Raw genomic sequence first — 20,702 nt, 5'->3', positions numbered from 1 at the left:
CTAAGGATGAGCTATGCTGGATCGTCGCAAACTGTCGCCAAGCCTGATGCGCTCACTCGAAATCTTCGTCGCCGTTGCGGAAACAGGTCAAATGCGGGCGGGCGCGAAGCTGCTCAATCTCTCGCAGCCGGCGGCATCCCAGCACATCACCGCGTTGGAAAAGGCCTTTGGCACCCTGCTTCTGGATCGCAGTACACGTCCGGCCCGGCTGACCTACGCGGGCGTGCGCCTGCACAGCAAAGCGCAGAAGATTCTGGATGCGTTTTCCGACATGGAAACCGAATTGCGCCACGTCGGCCAGAAATCCCTGACCCTGCTTCGGGTCGGTATTCAAGCCTCTATCGCCACGACCCTGACGCCTTCATTGATTGACCTGGCCCAACGTGTGTTCAACGTCGAAGATATCACCTTGCATGCCGGGCAAAGCGGCAACCACGAGCATTTGCTGAGGACCAAGCAAGCGGATCTGGCGATCACCTCAAATCCTTTTCTGGACATGGATGGCCTTGAGCGCCACCACGTTCTGACCGAAAGATACCTTCTGGTTCTGCCCGAAACATATGATGGCCCGACAGATAGTCTTGAGGCGATCCAGACGCGGCTGCCCTTGGTTCGGTTCGGAGATACAACAAACGCCGGCCGCCAAATTGCACAACACTTGCGCCGTTTGCGTTTTGAACCCGACAAGGTCATTCAGGCGGACCGTTCAAGCATGGTTACGTCCTGTGTTTCTGCCGGTCAGGGATTCAGCCTTTTGACACCAACTTTGCTGATTGATGGATTGGTGGAGAACATGAGCTTGCGATTGAAAGAGCTTCCAGTCTCCGGCCTCTCGCGCACCCTGACAGTTGTCGCCAGAAAAGAAGAGCTTCAGAGTTTTCCAAAAGCGCTTGCTGAGATGTCCAAACAGAAGCTGACACAGCAAATTGCCAAGCATATGGGAGATGTCGGAACAACAAACGTGGAATATGACTTGGCCGAAAACTTGGTAAATAACTGAACGAGGCCGGGCTTCCGTCGGCGAACTATTGACGGCTCCAGACGATTTCAGCGGACATTCTGGGCAGCGATCTTGTGCAGGAAGACAGAAAGCTTCTTGTTTGAGCACTTATCTTACACGCGGTCATAGCGGTTCACTTCGAGGACGGGCACGCCCAAGATGGTATGGAGGAGATCGGACCACAATAACTTCAGACCGCCTTTCCTTGGGTAAAATGCGCGTTGAAACGAACCGAACGCGATACCCCAAACAAATGACCAATAATGGGAATCTAGAATCTCCTTTGTAAAAGCCGCTATATGTGCAAGCATAATGCCGTAGGTTAATTGGATTGTACCATGGTTGAAACACACGGCGGTGGGTTTCATTATGTGCCCGATCAAAAACAACCGCCGCAAAAAATAGAAAACACGTCCTGGCGTTTCTTCGAAAGTCTCGAGGATGGAAGCAACAAGCTCGCGCTTGTTCCTGACAAAGACGGACACCCGGCACCCAGACTAACGACGTTCGACAAGCTTCAAAAGTTCCTGGAACAATGCAAATGCAACCACCCAGACTTGCTCAGCGCGCAAAACCTCGCAGAAACATTCAGCCAGGCTGACTCGGAAAAGATAAACTATTACAGCCGACTCATACCTGGCGACACCAGTGACAGAGAGCAGCCGGATGAGGAAACGCTCAAGGCACTGGCGGAGGCGATGCTGGATGACAGTGACCCAGCCTCCGAATTACCTGCCGCCTACACCTACTTCGGCCAGTTTCTGGCTCACGATCTGACACATATGAAGAAGCAGGAAAACGGCGATAACGAGACGGTTTGGGTTAATGCAAGCAATCACGCGCTGACCTTCGAGTCACTTTTTGGAACGCTACATGCCGAAGGTCAGAGTTCAGCCAATTGGATAAATGAGGCTGGCGCTTGTTTGGGACAAAACCAAAATATACCGACACAAATCGAACCCACATTTGACCTGCCCCGAGATATTAATAACGGTCAACCTAGGTGTGTGGACTCCCGTGCTGACAGCAATCTCGCATTGGCCCAAATGCATGTTCTGCTGGTTCGTTTTCATCAAAAACTTGCAAAGATTTTAGAGGCGACTGAGCAGGACGCAAAGTTGGAAACCAAGCGCCACATTCAGGCCGTCGTACTGACTGATTACTTGCCCAGACTAATTCCCAGCGACATCTATCATTCCGTCTTGGCAGAGGGTCGCCGCGTTGTCGCCCCGGACGACGCGGCTGATTTTCTGGTCCCGCTTGAGTTTGCAGCCGCGGTTTTCCGATTTGGGCACAGCATGGTTCGTAAAGTTTATAGTCCATGGGGCTTGTCCTGGCCAATTGGCGCACCTGATCAATACCCCGAGGAGTCCGCGTCTCTTGGCACCCTGCTTCATTACACATCTAGTGGTGAAATAACCAAAAACCATTTGGAATATTATTGGGGGCAATTTTGGCGCCATTGGGTAGACATGAAGCTGGTGGGGAAAGAAAATAACAATGTTTTCGCGGCTCCAATTTCGACTAGGATAAATTCCGATCTCGGCAAGATACCTAAAGCAAACTTCCCGCACATAAAAACCGACGGCGAAATATTCAACTTACCGCTGCAGACCTTATTGCGCGGATCGAAGTTTTCACTCCAGAGCGGACAAGAAGTGGCAGAGTTTCTTGGAGAAAAACAAACTCTGGACGTCAAAGCCTTTTTGGATAAAGACCCTCGGTTCGCTGAGGTGGCCAGCTCTTCAATTCTTCACGAACATACCCCTTTGTGGTTCTATACCCTTGCCGAGGCAGAGGGTTCACCGGAAGGAAAACTGGGGCCCGTTGCGGCTAGGGTCGTTATGGAAACATTCCATGCGGCGCTGGATGCCGATCATGAAGGTATTCTAAGATTTATGGATAACAATGCCAATCTCGACTTCAAAATCCGCATTCCAACTCAATCAGAAACTAATTCGCATATAACCCTAACCGACATTGTTAAATTTGTTTACGGACCGCAATAGCAAGGGAGAAATAATATGACACACATATTGGTCAAAGATGGCAATAACGACCTCAAAGCCGGTATGGTTGACGCCGGGGATCACATAAACACCTGGATGCAAGATTACGGCGGAACTGGAAAAGACCACCGAAATTTCTTTGAGGATTTGTTTGACCAGATGGTCAGCAATGGCAATTTAGTCACCATTAGGGACGGACACGACAAACAACTAACAAAGCAAAACCAGTTGCGTTATAATTTCTCCGGTGGAGGGCTTACAATACGCCCGGTGGATGATAGGAAGACCGGCAACAATTGCAACATGACTATTCCTATCCCCAGGAAGAGTTCGAATATCATCGACACCTATGTCGGGACGGTTGCAGATCAGATTGTCGAACTTTCGGGTGGCAATTCAGCCTCAACCGCGGCCAAAAAGTATCTGCTCGCGGTGATTTTCCTGAACCGCTGTCAATAAGCCGCCAATCGCGCCGCCTGAATTGCATCGCCAAGCTTTTGCTGGTCGGATAGCTCTTTGATCGGAAAGGCCTGGGCGAACCACGTGGCGACCCGTTCTGGCGTCGCCTCATCTTGTGCCGTCCAATGTTCCGAAACCTTTTGCCAAAAGGCCTGGAATGCACGTCCAGCTCTATCCATGTCACCCCTTCTGGCATGGACAGCAGCCAGCCAGCCTTGTGTGTCCGGGATACTGTCGCCCCCCAACTCGGCGGCCCGCAGGGCGTCTTCCAGTCTGTCGAGGAAGAAATACGTTGAGGCGTGGTAGGCCCAACACCAGGACGGCAATAATTCGGACAAGGCTTCGCATTGTGTCAGGGTCGATTTGGCTTTGTCATAGTCGCCGAACCAGGCGAAGCCCATGGCACAACTGGCCAACGTGGCTGGACTTGAGGGGTTGAGTTTGGCAGCCAGTTCCAGGTGCATCGATGCCCGTGTAAAAGCGCCGTTCATTGCGGCCGTCCAGGCGACCGTTCGCTGAACCCTGGCATCGAGCGGGTCGATGGCAACGGCACGTGCGGCAAAACTGTCCGCCTCTTCTATTTCACTTTGATCGCGTACCCGGCCGGGCCAGATCACATGCTGAATGTTCGAAATCGAGGCAATACGATACAAAGACGGTGCGTGGTCAGGGTGGTTTCTTAATATTTCACGAAAAATCGCATCTGCGTTTTCCGCCCCGGTTGCGGTCCACTCCATCAGCGCACGATCGGCGCGCAACCACATGTCCGTGACGTCTTTGCCTCCGGCAGACGTACCGAGTGTCGAAGAAATTCGGTCGAGTGAAATGTAACTTCTTACTTTGGCAGCAATTGATCGGAGAACTTCGTGCTGTACATCGTGCCAGTTCTCTGAGGACAAGCAAAACTCCTCGGACCATATCACCCTGCTGTTTTCGGCCTCTTTCAGAATAAGAGCCATCATGGGCTGGTCTCCGGACATGTGGCGCCGTCCCTCGACATCGTAAATCATGTTTCCCGACGCTCTCGTTGAGTCCGATGAACTTGCCGACCCATCCAAAACCGACCAGTCGCGGAAACGGGAGAGGTTGGCAATTAGCTCGTCTCGAAATGAAGAGACTTCCCAAGCAGTTGAATCCACGCATTCGTCTTGGAATGTGTGTACGACTATCTTAAGTCCGATATTTGACGGAATGTCGCTTGTGCGTGGCTGTTCCGGTGCCGGTGCTTTCCCTCGTATCGCCTGTATCAACTGCCGAATGCGCTTACCCGGCGAGATCCCGTAATGCTCGAACAGGAACTTTTTGAGCCTTTTGAATTCCTCGAGCGCTCCACCCCGGTCTTCGTGTTCCAGTCGGCATTCGATCTTCGCAAGTGACGCGCTTTCGTGCCCAGGCTCCTGTAACAGGATGATCTGGGCAACTTGCTCTCGCTGCTCGTTTCCGGGATCGGTGCGCTCAAGAAAACGCTCCATTTCACTCAGCAGCAACCATTTCCAGCGCTCGCGTGTAATCCTGAGCCAGCTGTCGAGGAGTGGGGTAATATCGTCCAGACCTGCAAGGATTTCCTGCGGCCAGTTGGCCTCCAGGATCAATCTTTCCGGAACCTTGTTTTGCCTTAGATCGCCAAGCATTCCCCCAAGGTCCGTGCGATCCAGTTCCACATCAAGATGGATCAACGCGCTATCGGGAAAAACCTGAACATCAAGACCAGTTTCGCTTTCCGCCAGCTCAGTGAGCGCGGCACTGACGACTTCCTTACCGCCAAACAGCGTTTCGATGCGTTCGATCGTCTCGTAGCCGCCCGAATTCAACGCAAGATATGCCAGAATACCGCGCGCCCTGGTCCCTAGCGGTTTCGATGTCGCGGCGGGGTCGGCACCGTCCGTTCCGATGAGATTGAGGCCAGTGAACCGGTGCAAATCAGTCAAACGATTGCGTTGCAACGGGTCCAGAACACGATACGCCGGGATTCGGGCTGTGATGTTCTTGAGCTTCGGAACGCCAATGGATTCAAACTGAAGGCTGCTCTTGTCCGATAGTGTGGAAAAAACGTCCTTCGATATTATGCATTCGCCGGGTTCTGCGATACTTTGAAGACGGGACGCAATATTGACGGTCTGCCCGAAGACGTCCCCATTTTTGAACCTTACTTCCCCAATATGAATTCCGACACGGAACAAGAACGGTTCAGCTTCCTCAACCTGCTGTTTGTCAACTATCCGGTGAAGTTCCAGCCCAAAATCAACAGCACATTCCACGTCTGAGAAGTACAGCAACGCGCCATCGCCCATTGTCTTGACCAACTCACCGCGAAATCGGCGCGCTAGAATACGGATCGCATCGAAGCAGTTTGACATGAAGTCCAGTGTCTTGGCTTCGTTTTCAGCGACGCGACGGCTGTAGGACACCATGTCCAGGAAAAGTATGGACACATCCGCAGAGGCGCTGTTCGACGGGGTCAAAACAACAGGCGTTATGCGTTCAATCTGTTCCATTATGGCAGAAACACTACGGATTCTTTACAATTAGCCTCATGAGTATAGATGAACTTTCAAAGTATTTCGATGAAGTTCGCGTTTCGCCGGATGGCTGGCCGGCCTATTGCAATCTGGTCCACCCCAACGAAACATCACTGAACGCTTTTCCGCTTTGGCCTGAATCCGCGTTACTGGGTGCCGGGCGCGCGGGCTCTGGCAGGGGATTGACGCACGGACTTTCGATAGAAAGCGGGGTCGGGTCGGCAATCGAACTGGCAAGCGCATGCCGGTGGCCTGATCTGGTAACTGCGCATGCCAGGGAAGATCAGCTTTCCGGCGAGGTTTGGAATCCCCGCATGCTTTGCGGGTTTTCTGAAACTCAGTTGTCGCGCCCTGACAAATTCAACGCGAACTATTCCGGTGTCGATGAAATCCTTGATGCCCAATCCGAGGAAATTGATTGGATACAGGGCGTGGGATTGCAAGGCCAACCAATCTGGCTTCCGGCAGACTCGGTTTTCATCAATGACGAGTCCACACAGGTGTTTTCCAGAACAGACACAAACGGTTGTGCGGCAGGACAAACCGACAACCAAGCAAGAAGTGCTGCCTTGTTCGAATTGATAGAACGCGATGCGACCGGGCGATGGTGGTACGGTTGCCGGTCGCGGCCCACAATAGAAGCGCGCCTGCTGGGAAGTGAAGTTGAAGCATTTATCGAGCGCTGTAAAAGCCACGACATGGCTCCGACGCTTGTGAACATAACCACAGACTTGGAAGTTCCCAGCGTGGCCGCGACGGGTGTCAGCGCCCGGGGGCATATCGCATTTGGTTTTGCTTCGGCACCAACGTATCGACATGCTGCGCTCAGCGCGCTGTGCGAGATGGCGCAAATGTTTCTGGTGATAAAGAACGGCGCACAGGAAGCGCACAGACGACCGGGATTGGCGCGCTGGTTATCCGAGGTTTCTATCGACACGCCCCCTATATCATCTGCATCGCCGGCCCCGTCGCCCTTGCCTAACGAACCACGAAGCATTGGAAACAGGCTGTCTGCCGCGGGGATCCGCGTTGCGTTTGTCGACCTGACCAGGCCGGAATTCAACCTGCCTGTCTGGCGAGCCATTTCGCCCGACTTGTGCCACTGGAAACCCCGCTTTGGAATTCCGCGCCTGATGCAAGCCGACGCATTGGACCTCTCCCCGATCGCCAAGACCCCGAACAAGGTCGTCCTGCGGTTGTGAGCGGTACAGGCCTGTCTTGCGAGAATGTCCTACCCATCTGGCACGGCTGCCTTACGTCACGGACCCGTCAGGAAGGACCATCCTTGTGTACGGTTTGTCTTGACGTGCTGGGCTCGTAGATTGAAAAGTAACGTTATTTCATCGTCATACAATTTATGACAGTCGACAGAACTGGCGTGAACAGGGGGTTTGAGAATGTCATTGAAACTGGAAGAAGTATGCAGCGGACTGGGGTTTCCGGAAGGTCCCGTGGCAATGAACGACGGATCGGTTCTGTTCGTCGACATCAAGGAACAGACGTTGGTTCGACTGGGCACGGATGGCAAAGTTGCCAAGGTTGCCGAAATTCCAGGCGGACCAAACGGCGTCGCGATCGGACCTGATGGGGCCGCTTATGTCTGCAATAACGGAGGCGTTTACAGTTTCGTTCCATTTGGTCCTGACCAGATCACGGTTCCCGCTCCCATTCGTCCGCACTATCAGGGCGGGTCGGTTCACCGCGTTGATCTGGAAACCGGTGCCGTCACGCAATTGTTCGATTCCTACGAAGGAAAGCGGCTGATCGCCCCGGACGACATCGTCTTTGATGAATCTGGCGGCTTCTGGTTCACCGATACCGGTATCGAGGATGAAGAGTCGACGCGTTATGGCGGACTGTACTATGCCTCAATCGACGGAAAAACCCTGATCAAAGCGGCGACAATCCCAATGCCAAACGGGGTCGGACTGTCGCCGGACGGCAAGACGGTCTATGTCTCGGACACCGTATTCGGCAGGCTTTGGGCGATGGAAATCACCGGACCGGGGCAAGTCAAACCGGGACCGATTCCCGGCATGCCCGGCAATGTCGTGCAAACCTTGCCCGGATATCAGTGGCTGGATAGTCTGAGGGTGGAAGAAGACGGGCGCGTTTGCGTCGGCACGATTTTCAATGGTGGTATTACGGTGTTCAACCTTGACGGGACAACCGAGCATGTCCCGGTGCCGGATCTGTTTACAACCAACATGTGTTTTGGGGGGCCGGATATGCGTGATCTGTGGATCACGGCGTCCAGCACCGGCAAGATCTACAAAACCAGATGGCCGCGCCCAGGGCTGAAACTGGCCTTCACTGCCTGAAGGTTTCGCACGGAATCCAACCTACGCGCGCCGAACACAACCCACGGTGGCATTTCCCGTGACATTTTGGCTGCCAGCCACGCTTGCCTTAACGGCAAGGTGATGCCTAATGCTGGCGAGAGATGCCAAGGTGTTGTAAACATTCTGTCAAAATGGGGGATGTCAGCAACATAAGAACGCGTCGACCGGTTGATCTGGGGGAACGGCGCCAGGTCTGCGTACTGTTCGCGGACATGGTCGGCTATACCCAAATCGTTGCTGAACTGGGCGAAGAAAAAGCGCTGGAGTTCGTTCGGCTGGTTTACGACATGCTGGTGAAAGGCGTCGAAGAGCATGGCGGCACAGCGCGCGAATTCGCCGGCGACAGTATCATGGCCTTGTTCGGAATCCCTGACGCGCTGGAAGACCCCGCGCTGCGGGCCTGTCGGGCGGCCAAAACGATCCATGCCTCGTTTCATGCCGAGGCTGACAGTATCGAGGCCCGGTTCGGCGTTCGCCCCCACATGCGCGTTGGTATCAGTTCCGGCAACGTCCTGATGGCGGCCGTTCAGGGCGACGATGGCCCAACGACCGCGGTGGGCAGTACGGTAAATCTGGCGGCACGGTTGGAAAACCTCGCCCCGCCCGGCGGCACCTTGCTTTGCGATACAACGCGGGGACTGGTCGAGTGGGTGACAGAGCTCAGCTTTTTCGGCGAACAAGAGGTCAAGGGGTTCTCGGCTCCGCAAAAGCTCTGGGAACTGCAGGGCATTCACGATGATGCCACCCGGTTCGACGCCTCAATGGCCAAGGGTCTCAGTAGCTATGTCGGTCGCACCAACGAGTTGAATGTGATGTCAGCGGCGCTGGCGCGGACGGAAGGCAGGCTTCAGGCGATCGATCTGGTTGCCGAGCCGGGGCTTGGCAAAACCCGCCTTGTGTTCGAGTTCCTGCAACGGATCGGCAGCGAGGGTGCGACGGTTCTGACGGGATACTGCTTTGCCGACGGCCAACATGTTCCGTTTCTGCCAATTCTGGAAATTGTCCGAAAGGCTTTCCTAATCAGCGACGGCGATGATCCCGTCAAAGTTGCCAACAAAGTGGAGTCGGGTCTCAGGATCTGGGATCAGTATAGCGATGAACACCTGGGACTTCTTCTGAACCTGTTGGGCCTCACGCCGCCTGCCGGATCGCTGGATGGACTGGACGGCGTTCTGATCGGATTGCGCACGCGAGAACTGCTGCCACTGTTGTTGAAGGCACGCTGCGAAAAGGAGCAGGTGATCCTTCTGATCGAAGACACCCATTGGATGGACAGCGCGACCGAGGATCTGCTGCGTGCTCTGATCCTTCGGGACGACCTGAAGAATCTACTGCTCATCCAGACCCGAAGACCGGAATACACGCCGCCATGGCTGGACGAAGTGTCCGTTACGACTGTTGCCCTGAAACCTCTGGATACCGAAGATTTCGCTCAACTGGCGCGACACCGGCTAGGTGTCGATGTTCTTCCGGACGGCTTTGCCGCGCAACTGGTGGAACGGGCCGGAGGAAACCCGTTGTTTGGCGAAGAGATTCTGGGCTTTCTGCTGGATCAGGGTTCGTTGCGTGTCGAGGGGCGCAAAGCCAGTTTTGATGCTGACATCAGCAAAAGCGGATTGCCCGTCACAATGCGCAGCCTTTTGACCGCCAGAATGGAGCGGGTGTTGGCTGAGGACCGACCGGTATTGCAGGCCGCAGCCGTCATTGGACGGCGGTTTGATCCGGGGCTGTTGTCGCAACTCGTCGAGAACTCGGAAGAAACGGGGGCGGCACTGAAGCGTTTGCAGGCACAGGATGTACTGTATCGCGAACCCAACTCATCAGATTACATTTTCAAACATGTGATGTTGCGGGATTCGGTTTACCAGAGCCTTGTCTCTTCGCGCCGGTCTGAACTGCATCTTGCGATTGCCGATAATCTGGCGTTACGAAACGCGAACAGGTTGCAGGAAGCGGCGGACACGCTGGCCTTTCACTACGGGCAGACCGATCGGACAGATCAGGCCTTCCGCTATAACGTGATGGCGGGTGACAAGAGCCTTGGCGTTTATTCACTGGACGAAGCCAACCGGTATTTCGATTCCGCGCTGGAGCTTTATCAGCGCGACCCCGATATAGCCACGAAAGAGCATTTTGCCCGCTTTCTGTCCAGTTTCGCGCTTTGTTCGAACATCTCCTTGCGGGTCAAGACGATTATCGAACTGGCCGGGACAGTGCGGCCCATTCTTGCGCAGGTCGGTGACAACCCTCATCACGCGCTGTTCCTGCACCACTATGTGTCCTGCCTGGTGTGCAACGGCAAATACCGCGAAGCGCATTGGGTTCAGCAGGAACTGACCGCCATGGCGAAACGACTGGGGGACCCGGCCTCGCAGGCATATGCCATGGTGAACGAGCTTTCGGTTTCCATATATTTTGCCCCCATTGAAAACACGGAATTCGACGCCCGCTCGCGCGAGGTGGAGGACATTCTCAGCAAGATCGATGACGCGTATATCCAGAACTTCTTTCTGGCAACGATGGGCTGGAACGAACTGACCCGGGGCCGTGTTGCGCGTGCGCATGCGGCATCCGACCGGATGATTGCGATCGGGACATCCAAGAATGACCCACGTTCGCTGGGTTACGGAACCGCGATGAAGGCGCTGATTGCGATGGTCACGGACGACCACGAACTGGCGCTTCGAATGGCCGAAGAGGCGCGCAAGGCTTCACAGGTGGAATTTGAACTCGCCATTGCCGAGGCGGCCCGGGTCGCAGCCATGGTGCCGCTGCAAAAGCCCGGGGCCATCGAGATTGTTCAGAAACACATAGACAACTGCGCCGAAAAGGGATGGACCCTGTTCACGATGGGCCCGGCGACAATGCTGGGCGTGGCCTACGCATTGAACGGCCAGGTGGCTGCCGGGCTGCAACAGGTCGAGAATGCGATCCGGAAGCGCACGGATGAAGGAACGCAGGTGTCTGCCGACTGGGCCCGGCTGTTCCTGTGCGAATTGTATCTGGCCATACTCACCGGCGAAGGCGAAAGCTCGCTTGGCGTGTTCATGAAGAACTTCCGCTCGGTTGTCTGGGTCATGATTTTTGGCGAGAAGAAGCTGATCCAGATGATCGCGGAAATTCGCAAAAACCCTCAGTTTGACGACAAGGGCCACTACATCGCCCGTTGCGACATGATCATGGGGCTTCTGTACAAGGCCCGGAAAAAGCGTCAACTGGCCTTCGAACACCTGACCAAAGCCCGCGTCATTGTTGAAACGGCCGGGCAGACGCCAATGCTGGCCCGAATAGACGCGGCGTTGGCGGATCTTGGTTAAGACGGTTCAGGTGTTCAACTCGGACAGGTACTTGATCGCCGCGAGGCTTGGCAGGAACGTGTAGGCACCGCCCCGTGCAAAAATCAGGCGCGGAAAACCGCGCAGGCGGATCGTGTCACCATCCGGCAGGGTCATATCGAACCAGCTGGTTTCGGGCGTATTCGCACCCAGCAGCGGATCGTTTGCGCCGGTAATGTTCGGGTCCTGCAGACCGAGATTGATCCAGTCGCACATGACGGCCTCGAATTGCGCGCCAATATTGGCACCAATGAAGCTGCCCAACAGACCGCGTTCCGCGGCATCGGGATTTTGGGGGTCAAAGTCCGGGCCATAAGACATGCCGCGTCGGACCAGTCGCCGCGTGTAGTTCGCAATGCGCTGAACGATCGGCCCGCCCCGCGGGTTGCCGCGCCGCAAATGCGATCCGGCCGGGCAGCGTGAGCCGTGCGAATAGTCGAAATTGGTTAGTGAGACTTCTTCCTCGGGAAATTGGGCGTTTGGCGACAATTCGTATGGGGTCCCGTTGCGCCAGCGCCCGCACATCTGCGCCGCGACCACTTCGCGAAGGGCGCCATGCATATCCGGGTCTTTGACGATGAGATGCAGTTTCTTCGGGTCCGCCAAAAGGTCCCTTTTGGGATGGCTCATCAGTTCCGTAGCGGCGTTGTCCAGATAGGCCTCGAATCCGGCGGCGTCTTGTTGCAGCACCCGGAAGGCATTGAAAGACCCGTTGAATCCCAGCTCGTGCGGGGACGGAACGCGGAACAGCACGCCTTCTTGTTTGGTGGGATATCCCAGCAGCGCCGTGCCGAGCGGGTCCATGGGTTCATCCACACCCACCTGATCTGGATCGGTGACATGCCTGAAGCGCGGCTGCGAGATACCGTCGACATACCCGAAGAACACTTTCCCTTCGGGCAGATTCCGCCCATTGCGCACACCGAGAATGGTGAAGGCCTTGGCAACTTGCGCCTCGACCTGATCAAGATGGTCTTCGGTGTCGGAATGAACCGATGCAATCAGGTGTATCCGCTCGGGCTTGTCAAACGGAGCAGGCCAGTTTTCGGGCGCGCTTTTGCCAAAGTCCCCGATCTTGATCGCCCGTTTGGTCATCCCTTGAACGAATTCCGTCGGGAAGGTCTTAAGATGCTCAGCCGGCGTGCCCAGAGCGCGCAGCCCTTCAAAGGAAATTCCGATGTTGAAGCAGAACGGCGGCCTGACGGTCCAGGTAACATCGCGGGTAATCGCCGGAACGTCGCCGTGGCTGTCATCCACTGCTGCTGCTAGAAACTGCCGGGCCGCTACGCGGTCGCTGACCTCAAGAACCAGATGACGTACAAGATTGCGGCGATATCCACGCAGGATATTGCCTTGAATGTCTGCGAGGTTGAATTTTGTGTTCACCAGCCCTGTCCAAATTTCTGGCGCACCTGCGCGGCGGAAACTCCGGGATAGGCGCGATAGCCTCCTCCCAACGAAAGATTGCGGTTCGCGTGCAATTGCAGAACGAACTCACGCGGCAACGTCGCCAGTTTGTGCGGCGGCTGGTTCGGCGGCAGCCCTTTTGCGGCGTCCTGCAGCCCGAACAGATCAGTCGGGAAATCGGCGGCCTGGAACAGGTCATGTTCCTGCACCCAGTCGATGAACTCCTCGACGTTGTGTTCCGTCGGGATCAGGTGTTCGGCACCGTCCACCAGCGAAATAACATCGTTGAAAACACTGCCGATGGTGGTGATGAAATCGCGGATGTAGTTGCTGAAATCACCGTCATAGACCGAGATCATGCAAATCTTGTCTTCGATCAGCAGGAAACGCGCGAAATGAACGGTTCCGACATTGTCCAGCCCGGCAAAGATCTCGTCCACATTCTGTGCAATCGCCAGCGTCGCATGCGCCCTTCCGGCCGGCGAAGGATCCTTGAGCGGCATGATCAGGTTCATCATGCGCTGGACGTTTTCACTGGGCTGTGGCGAAGGTCTGGGCCCGCCCGGAAGCTTGGGCTTGGGCTCTTTCCAGATCCAGAACGGCACCACGACGTAGCGCGACAGGAACTTGAACCATCCCCGCTCGGGCAGGCTGTTGACGTAGCGATTGAACCAGCTGTCCTTACGTGTCATCGGATGGCCTCTTGGGGAATGGGCAGGGAGTCGCGTCCCGCAGCTGGCTGGAGAATTCGTAGGATTCAATGCGGATCTTGAGAACCGGATCCTCTGAAACCTCGATCCCGGGCGTCAATAGGCCCGGATTGAAGCTGAGCTTTTCCGCATTCGCGATCTGATCCTCGGGCACCGCGTCCAGCGTCAGTGTGCCCATCATGATGCGTTTGCGGTGCGGCGGCCATGGCCGGGCCGAATTTTCGAAATCGTCGCCCACCTCACCAATGGCCATCATCAGTGAAAACCGTGCGGGTTCGACTGCCAGCCGGTCTTTCAGCTCCTGCCGCAAATAGTCATCGTCCGGGGTTTCCGCGGGATCGGTTTTGAGAACACCGGCGATCGGTTGCCATGAAAAACGGACCCAGCGCTTTACGTCATCCTCGCCGGTGACAATAAATGTATGAACCGCATGATAAGCCGCGCGAACATAGCTGACGGGCGCGCCGATGGCTGCCGCCTGCAGAACGCCTAATTGTGCCTCGGCATTCTCGTCCGCGAACTTGATGGCACCGTCATCCGGGCTGATGGTTTCGTTCGGGTAGGGATCCCGTTTTGGCAGGATCAATTGCAGCAGGTTGATGATCTTCCGCCACGGCGACTCGCCATAGTACATTTTGGGTTTCGCCGCCTCGGCGAAATCCAGAAAGTTCTCGGGCGTCGACGAAAAGAACTCGGGCAGCGTCATGGCGATCAAGTCGGTGTCGGTGCCATCCGAAAGGTGAAACCGGACAGCCATACCGCGCACGTCGGACCAGCCGTCATGTACGGCGGCACATCCCGAGCCGTTCGAGAACCGAACGATGACATCCGTCTTGTCGGAACGGAAATGGTCGGCGGCGCAGAAGTTCCGGGCAATCGGAGAGGGCTTGAAGAAACCTGTCGCGCTGATGCCTATTGTATGAACCGGTCGCAGCTTGGGATCGCCATCTGGTCGATGCAATACATGAACCAGCTGCTCGGCAATGCCGGGAGCGCTCATATTTCCCCCCTGAGCGTTAATTAATCACTAATACCTATGTGTTAACCTTAACGGCTGCGGCCCCAAAGGCAATAAAAACGTCACATGTACACGCGCTTGGGTCGCGGTTCCCTGACGGCAGGAACGTGATGCAATCCTTACCAGCGGCGCGCCATCTCGACGGCCTTGGCCCAATCCCTGCCTTGCTTGCTGGCCTCGAATGCCTGGTCCATCAGGGTGTAAGACGACGGTTTGTGCGTCGCCAATCCGACCATTTTCGGCAGTGGCGGGTTTATGCGGACCAGACGGTCTTTCAAAACCAAGTGGGCCATCCAGTACAGGTTCTCAGCCGATGTCGTCAGCAGCAATTCGATCAAGGCACCCTTGGGCGCGTTGGAAGTGACGCCAAACCACTTGAGCAGCCCCCAGTCGTCGGGATCCCGGATCATCTGTTCCGAGATGTCGGTGGGCTGTTGCCCGGTGCCGATCGACAGGGCCTCGATCTGGTCCAACCCCGGCGCCCGGCCCGCAGCGATGGCAACGTTAATTCCGTTCATCACCGGGTTGTTGGCAAAAGCGCCGCCATCGGCAAAGTAGCCGTAATCAACCCCCTCTGCCCTGATCAGGTGCGGCGGAAAATAGGACGGCGCCGCTGAACTGGCCATGGCCACGTCCAGCAGTTTGACCGCACTCATGTCCAGCCAGGCGTCGCGCTCGACGTCATGGTTTGTGATGGTGAACGGCGCCCAGCCTACCTTGTCACTGCGATGGAGGCACACAGTGTTGACCGCCAGAACCAGATCGCGTGATAGCGAAGATATGGTCCGGTCGCCGACAAGCGACAGCCCGATTTCCGCCAGACCCGAGGCATTGTACTGCGCCGCCGTAATGCCCGGTCCGCCGCCCAGCTTGAATTTCTGCAGCACCCTGTCCGCCACCTTGTCCAGCAGGCTGCGTTCGTTTTCGCGGAAAATCGTGGCGGCGTCGTCCCGGTAGTGTGCGGCCAGCTTTTCGATCAGCGTGGCCATATCTTTGCCCTGGGTCCGGCCGTCGGCCAATGCCACCGCGATCAGTCCACCGGTTGACGTGCCCGCAAAACCGTCCGCCTTGTCCAGAAGCTGAGTTTCCTCGTGCAAACTCTGCAGAATACGGCACGTCAGATATCCACGAATTCCGCCACCGTCGCAGGAAACCAGTTTGAATGGCATCCGATTTACCCCGTTATTGTCTTCAGAGAAGGGTTGCGGACCGGGTCGAAGTATCACCCCTCCGCGAGCCTGTCTGACTGCTTCGTTTTCGTTCTTTCCCATATCATCAGAAAATTTTCACCGGGGTACAAGCACCTGGCAGACAATGGGCGCGTCTGGTAATCAGGCGCGGTCTTTGTGCGAGAACAGGATCTTGTCGGTAGGGAAATCAAGCCGGAAGTCTGCTGCACGCCTTGGAAGCGCGCGGTAGAAACTCAGCAATCCTGGCTCAACGGGTTTCGCGAGCGTCGCGCATTTATCGCACATTTCCATGATCCTGAGATGCGGCTGCCGGTTGCGAATGGCTTCCAGCAGGTTCGAATGCTCTGCGCTGAGTTTCTGAAATTGTTCGCTTTCTAGCAGCTCCTGATCGCCTACCAGCGCAAATACGGGTTCCGGGTGGGATTTGCCTTTCAGATCGACAAACCCGGCCCGCAGAGTGGCAAGGGTCGTTTCAGTCGCTTCCTGTACCGAGTTCGAGACCAGAATATCATAGTCGACATTGCGGCAACTCTGTTCGATGCGCGCCGCAACGTTCACCACATCGCCAATGACGGTGTAATTGAACCGGCTGCGCGACCCGATATTGCCGACACAAGCCCAACCCGTCGCACATCCGGTTGCCAGGGCAAGCGGAGGACGATCTTTCATGATGTCAGATCTGTTGAATTCAGCCAGTGCTTTGCGCATGTTCAATGTCGCCAACGCGGCGCGATGCGGGTGATCCTTGACCGGCAGGGGCGCATTCCAGAATGCCATGACGGCGTCACCGATGAATTTGTCGATCGTCCCACGCTCGAGAAGGATCTGGTCCCCGACTTCAGAGAACAGCTCATTCAGAAGGGCGACAAGGTCGGTGGCGGTCACCCCTTCGGACAGCGGCGTGAACCCGCGGATATCCGAAAACATAACGGTTATTTCCTGAATTTCACCGCCCAGATGCAACTGATGGCCGGTTGCTTCCATCTCATCCAGAATTTCGGGCGCTACATAATGCGAAAACACTTTTCGAATGGCGCGTTTTTCCCGCTCAGTCGAAATGAACATGTAGCCCGCCAACAACCCGAAATTCGCCATTCCGCCAATCATCGGGAACGTCACATCAAAAAGGATCTGCTGGTTCTGGAAGACCAGCCAGCCAACCGCCATCACAACCGCCGCCGCAATGCCGCCGGCGACAAAAGACGCAACGGCTCCAAAGCTCGACATGACTGCCGTGACCACCAGCCCAAGAATGACAAATGCGATCAATTCCAGCGCCGCGATGACATCTGACCGGTTCAACATATCGCCTGTCAGGATCTGTTCCAGAATCTGCGCATGAATGGACACCCCGGGCACCGATTCCCCAAGGGACGTCTGGTGAATGTCGAACAGACCAGCTGCCGAGGTGCCGACAAGAATGATGCGGCCTTCGATTTTTTTCTGCAGATCCGGATCGTCGGCCGAACGCATGACGCGGTCTGCCGACAGATAAAGGTCTGGATTGTCGCGCCGGTATTTCACCCAGATCTCACCGTGTTCCGTTGTAGGCACCGCGTAGCCCCCAACATCGATGCCCAGCATTATTCCGGGTTCGTCCTGAGACCCCTCTGCCAGAATGATGGGTTCATCCAGTGCAATCCGCAGCGCCTCGATTCCCAGCCCCGGCATCACTCCATCAGGTCCGCGCCACAGTGCCGGAACGCGCCGGACCACCCCGGTTCCGCCCAAGGGCGAGACATTGACCCCTCCGATGCCAGCCGCGGCGCGATCCAGCGGCTCGGCGGGGGGCGCCCAGTGTGGAACCGAGATCAAACCGGTCGTCGGCGAGTCGCCAATTTCGACAATGCCCGTTTTGGGTGGCACCTCGCGGTCGCCACCTGTCAGGCGCGCCGCGACGCCCAGCACGACTGGCCAATGGGCCATTTCGAACCCGAACAAGACATCGTTATCCAGTGCCTTTGCACCTGGTTCGATATCAACCAACCCTTCAAGCGCCGGGTCATTGAGAAGACGGGAAGGCGAAAACCGATCCGGCTCGACAAAGAGCATGTCGAAGGCGATGACCGCCGCGCCATATTCACCCAGGTTTTCCACCATTTGCGCCAATAACGTGCGTGGCCAGGGCCATTGCCCCCAATTGGCCAGGGAAGTTTCATCGATATCGACCACGCGCACCGGCAAGTCGGGATTGTATTCGCGTGGAGACAGTCTTTGCAGGATGTCGAAGTAGATCAGACGGGACATCTGAACCGGATAGGGGTCCATCGAACGAACCAAGCAACCGAACAGGATCAAAACAATTCCGAATAGACGGAATGCCCATTTTCGGCTGTTTTTATCCCTTGTTCTTGCTGTCACCTCTGCCTCCGGGCGCAAGGGGGTCACGTTGTTCCGACAATACGGTCCGAGTCGTTTTCCCGGGAGACCCTATTCGACTTCAGGATCACGCTCGGGTTCTGGTTCAGGCTCAGGATCGTACTCAGGTTCAGGCTCCGGCTCGGGTTCAGGCTCGGGCTCGGGTTCAGGCTCCGGGTCACGGTCTGGTTGGGATGGCGGATCCGGGCGGTTGTCTGGCGGGGTGGGATCTGACACAGCACGCGCCTCATTGGTACTCGTTTCACCGGGCGGCGCAGGGCGGGGTTCAGACCGACCGGGTGATGCAAAGAAGCGAACCGGCCTGGCGTTTTCGGAACAGCCGCCGAATTCGACCTGAAGCGGCGGAAGCAGCCCTTCCTGCGACCGCGCGAACGGGAAACCGCTTTCCAGCGCCTTCCTGTATTGCTCGCGATCCACCGGCCGTCCGACGCCGCCACCCTTACTGTTCGCAAAAAGGCTGCATTGTCTCCCTGTGGATCGGCACGACCCGTTCAGGCTGCACATTCGAACAGTGCCTTCCAGAACCAGCATCGCGCTTTGGTCGCCGGAAGCAATCCAGAGATCGAAAGTCGTTCCGCGCACCGCCATGGTCGCTGATGGCGTCGAAATGGAGTAAGCCCGCTTTCTGCTTTTTCCGGAAATGAACCGGAAGCTGCCACCCAGTGCCTGTACCGCAAAGGACTTGGCCTTGCGGTTGTTCCGCAGCATTTTGACATCAATGACCATACGCGCATTTGGGCCGATGGCTATTTTCGTGTCATCGACAAACACAAGCTGAACCACGCCTGATCCGTCAGTCGCGATCGCATCACCCGAGTCGACCTCCATCCCCGTCCGCAACGCTTGTGTTTCTCCGGCACGCGTCACCTGAGCGCCTTGCTTGGCGCTGACGACTTTTCCGATATTTGCGACGACCTGCGACGGCAGAATCACAATAAGGCAAACTGCCAAACACACTTTTAACCAAGCCAATCCAAGCCCCTTTCCCCCAAAGGTTCCTGCCGGGTACACACCACCCCAAGCCCGATTGATGCCTCACAACAAACAGAATAAATCTGCAGACTAAATATAGGCAAATATGCAGTAATGCTTATGTTTTTGGCAAGTTTAATATCACAGCCCCAAAAAACGACTGTGGTCAGATGACGGCGGCCTCGTGTTGAACCGTCGTTTTTGTCCGGCACTCCCTGCCAGGAAAACAGCTGTTATTCGACGAAGACTGTCACATGTACGGCCCCCCGGAATTCTGATTTGCAGCGGTTTGCAGAATTTTGCCATTTAGCAGGAAAATCGCCTTGTATCTTGGTGACAGGCACGGATATACCCGTCGGCGGAGACGTGGCCGAGTGGTCGAAGGCGCTCCCCTGCTAAGGGAGTAGGCGGGAAACCGTCTCGAGGGTTCGAATCCCTTCGTCTCCGCCATACAACATTGAAACCAGATGATGTTTCGGGGTTTTGTCGACCGAACCCGCGACAATGGACGCTAGTAATTGAAGTTCGACGCGTCGGATGATTCAACTCACCTTAGCCGTGGACGTCTACCCACCTTAGGCTTTGGATCGCACTGTCGGATTCCTTCGGTTGGGAATCTTCCCTCGCTCGAGCTTCTTTTGTGCCAAACCTCAACCGGAGCGGTTACAAGACGAACGCTTCCCGGTTTGCGTCCGACTTGGAGTTTGAAGCAAGCGACCTGACTGCGTGTCGGCCATAGTGACGCGCGGCAGAAACTTCTGGAGCGAGCAACTGCAGCGCTGGCTCCGCCACCGGACAGTTCGGCCAAAACCCGACAAACACCGATCCGATCCCAATGCGAAGGTTTCCTGCGCGGCGTGTTCGCGAAGAACCTGAACGCAAGTTTTGAGCCAGCACAGGCCCACTCTCATCAAAATTTTGTATTTCATTCCAATACTGTTATGTATGAATTTATTTTGCGGGCGGGGGCGTAATGAACTCACTAACCAGAATAACACGCGGGATCGGCGTCGCCTTGAAGGACGGCAGGGTGAAGAGTCTTTTGGCCTTCACCATAGGCATGATCCTTTGGGCGTCTGTTTTTTATCACTATGTAGAAGGCTGGAGTTGGCTGGATTCCATCTACTTTTCCGTAGTGACAATCTCGACCGTCGGATTCGGTGACTTCTCGCCCGAGACCGCGTTAGGTAAGATTTTTACCATGGTCTATATCATTGTCGGACTGGGTGTCTTTGTGACTGCGGCAACCACGATTGCGGACACGATCCTGTCTCAGGATGACAAAAAAGCAGACGAGTAAAACGACCGTAGCCCTGACGCTGCGCTCAAAAAACAACTGCAGTGCTGAAGCCGCAGTTCGTT

The 20,702-nt window shown here is 55.9% G+C and carries 14 protein-coding genes and 1 tRNA gene; 8 read left to right on the top strand and 7 right to left on the bottom strand.

What is annotated here, in order from left to right; genetic code table 11:
• The first annotated feature begins 13 nt into the window (after positions 1-13).
• The 3 genes from ACR1XU_RS06940 to ACR1XU_RS06930 all read left to right on the top strand — a co-directional run bounded on the left by ACR1XU_RS06940 (position 14) and on the right by ACR1XU_RS06930 (position 3,468).
• The gene (locus ACR1XU_RS06940) at positions 14-1,000 is read left to right on the top strand and encodes a LysR family transcriptional regulator (RefSeq protein ID WP_480440550.1); all 987 of its coding nucleotides are present in this window, start codon (positions 14-16) and stop codon (positions 998-1,000) included.
• Between the two features lie 338 nt (positions 1,001-1,338).
• Entirely contained in the window at positions 1,339-3,009 is a 1,671-nt protein-coding gene (locus tag ACR1XU_RS06935) for a peroxidase family protein (RefSeq protein WP_480903837.1), read from the top strand.
• A gap of 15 nt (positions 3,010-3,024) precedes the next feature.
• Positions 3,025-3,468: a hypothetical protein gene (locus ACR1XU_RS06930; protein WP_170805891.1), complete on the top strand. Its 444-nt coding sequence runs from the start codon at positions 3,025-3,027 to the stop codon at positions 3,466-3,468.
• Here the strand turns inward: ACR1XU_RS06930 and ACR1XU_RS06925 are convergent.
• Positions 3,462-5,963 carry an adenylate/guanylate cyclase domain-containing protein gene (locus ACR1XU_RS06925; protein WP_480903840.1) on the bottom strand — a complete coding sequence of 834 codons (2,502 nt, stop codon included), beginning with the start codon at positions 5,961-5,963 and terminating at the stop codon, positions 3,462-3,464. The genes ACR1XU_RS06930 and ACR1XU_RS06925 overlap by 7 nt on opposite strands.
• Before the next feature lie 38 nt (positions 5,964-6,001).
• Between ACR1XU_RS06925 and ACR1XU_RS06920 the strand changes: the two genes are divergently transcribed.
• The 3 genes from ACR1XU_RS06920 to ACR1XU_RS06910 all read left to right on the top strand — a co-directional run bounded on the left by ACR1XU_RS06920 (position 6,002) and on the right by ACR1XU_RS06910 (position 11,646).
• Complete coding sequence (locus ACR1XU_RS06920; protein WP_480903843.1) at positions 6,002-7,189, top strand: YcaO-like family protein; 1,188 nt, start codon at positions 6,002-6,004, stop codon at positions 7,187-7,189.
• A gap of 195 nt (positions 7,190-7,384) precedes the next feature.
• Positions 7,385-8,308 carry an SMP-30/gluconolactonase/LRE family protein gene (locus tag ACR1XU_RS06915; RefSeq protein ID WP_480903846.1) on the top strand — a complete coding sequence of 308 codons (924 nt, stop codon included), beginning with the start codon at positions 7,385-7,387 and terminating at the stop codon, positions 8,306-8,308.
• Between the two features lie 152 nt (positions 8,309-8,460).
• Entirely contained in the window at positions 8,461-11,646 is a 3,186-nt protein-coding gene (locus tag ACR1XU_RS06910; protein ID WP_480903849.1) for an ATP-binding protein, read from the top strand.
• Between the two features lie 6 nt (positions 11,647-11,652).
• Here ACR1XU_RS06910 and ACR1XU_RS06905 read toward each other — a convergent pair whose 3' ends face one another.
• The 6 genes from ACR1XU_RS06905 to ACR1XU_RS06880 form a co-directional block, all read right to left on the bottom strand.
• Entirely contained in the window at positions 11,653-13,050 is a 1,398-nt protein-coding gene (locus ACR1XU_RS06905) for a Dyp-type peroxidase (protein WP_480903852.1), read from the bottom strand.
• Positions 13,047-13,763: a hypothetical protein gene (locus ACR1XU_RS06900; RefSeq protein ID WP_170681703.1), complete on the bottom strand. Its 717-nt coding sequence runs from the start codon at positions 13,761-13,763 to the stop codon at positions 13,047-13,049. The genes ACR1XU_RS06905 and ACR1XU_RS06900 overlap by 4 nt, the downstream gene beginning before the upstream one ends.
• Positions 13,753-14,781 carry a catalase gene (locus ACR1XU_RS06895; RefSeq protein ID WP_480903855.1) on the bottom strand — a complete coding sequence of 343 codons (1,029 nt, stop codon included), beginning with the start codon at positions 14,779-14,781 and terminating at the stop codon, positions 13,753-13,755. The genes ACR1XU_RS06900 and ACR1XU_RS06895 overlap by 11 nt, the downstream gene beginning before the upstream one ends.
• A 137-nt stretch (positions 14,782-14,918) precedes the next feature.
• A complete protein-coding gene (locus ACR1XU_RS06890) occupies positions 14,919-15,968 on the bottom strand; it encodes a patatin-like phospholipase family protein (RefSeq protein WP_170612152.1) in 1,050 nt (349 codons plus the stop codon).
• Between the two features lie 162 nt (positions 15,969-16,130).
• Positions 16,131-18,350, bottom strand: coding sequence for a CHASE2 domain-containing protein (locus ACR1XU_RS06885; protein WP_480915596.1), 2,220 nt, complete (start codon positions 18,348-18,350; stop codon positions 16,131-16,133).
• A gap of 69 nt (positions 18,351-18,419) precedes the next feature.
• The gene (locus ACR1XU_RS06880) at positions 18,420-19,301 is read right to left on the bottom strand and encodes a FecR family protein (protein ID WP_480903861.1); all 882 of its coding nucleotides are present in this window, start codon (positions 19,299-19,301) and stop codon (positions 18,420-18,422) included.
• Between the two features lie 399 nt (positions 19,302-19,700).
• Here ACR1XU_RS06880 and ACR1XU_RS06875 point away from each other — a divergent pair.
• Positions 19,701-19,790: transfer RNA gene (locus tag ACR1XU_RS06875), tRNA-Ser, on the top strand.
• A 523-nt stretch (positions 19,791-20,313) separates the two neighbouring features.
• Positions 20,314-20,640, top strand: coding sequence for a potassium channel family protein (locus tag ACR1XU_RS06870; protein WP_170612208.1), 327 nt, complete (start codon positions 20,314-20,316; stop codon positions 20,638-20,640).
• Positions 20,641-20,702 lie beyond the last annotated feature (62 nt).

The organism is Ruegeria sp. D1(2025) (genome assembly GCF_056536425.1).
The sequence above is the reverse complement of the archived record's forward strand: the minus strand, read 5'-3'. Positions and strand labels throughout refer to the sequence as shown.

Coding starts and splice junctions, on each gene's coding strand:
- ACR1XU_RS06930 (WP_170805891.1), top strand. CDS start 3,025: ATGACACACATATTGGTCAAAGATGGCAATAACGACCTCAAAGCCGGT.
- ACR1XU_RS06940 (WP_480440550.1), top strand. CDS start 14: ATGCTGGATCGTCGCAAACTGTCGCCAAGCCTGATGCGCTCACTCGAA.
- ACR1XU_RS06915 (WP_480903846.1), top strand. CDS start 7,385: ATGTCATTGAAACTGGAAGAAGTATGCAGCGGACTGGGGTTTCCGGAA.
- ACR1XU_RS06870 (WP_170612208.1), top strand. CDS start 20,314: ATGAACTCACTAACCAGAATAACACGCGGGATCGGCGTCGCCTTGAAG.
- ACR1XU_RS06900 (WP_170681703.1), bottom strand. CDS start 13,763: ATGACACGTAAGGACAGCTGGTTCAATCGCTACGTCAACAGCCTGCCC.
- ACR1XU_RS06935 (WP_480903837.1), top strand. CDS start 1,339: ATGGTTGAAACACACGGCGGTGGGTTTCATTATGTGCCCGATCAAAAA.
- ACR1XU_RS06890 (WP_170612152.1), bottom strand. CDS start 15,968: ATGCCATTCAAACTGGTTTCCTGCGACGGTGGCGGAATTCGTGGATAT.
- ACR1XU_RS06910 (WP_480903849.1), top strand. CDS start 8,461: ATGGGGGATGTCAGCAACATAAGAACGCGTCGACCGGTTGATCTGGGG.
- ACR1XU_RS06920 (WP_480903843.1), top strand. CDS start 6,002: ATGAGTATAGATGAACTTTCAAAGTATTTCGATGAAGTTCGCGTTTCG.
- ACR1XU_RS06925 (WP_480903840.1), bottom strand. CDS start 5,963: ATGGAACAGATTGAACGCATAACGCCTGTTGTTTTGACCCCGTCGAAC.
- ACR1XU_RS06895 (WP_480903855.1), bottom strand. CDS start 14,781: ATGAGCGCTCCCGGCATTGCCGAGCAGCTGGTTCATGTATTGCATCGA.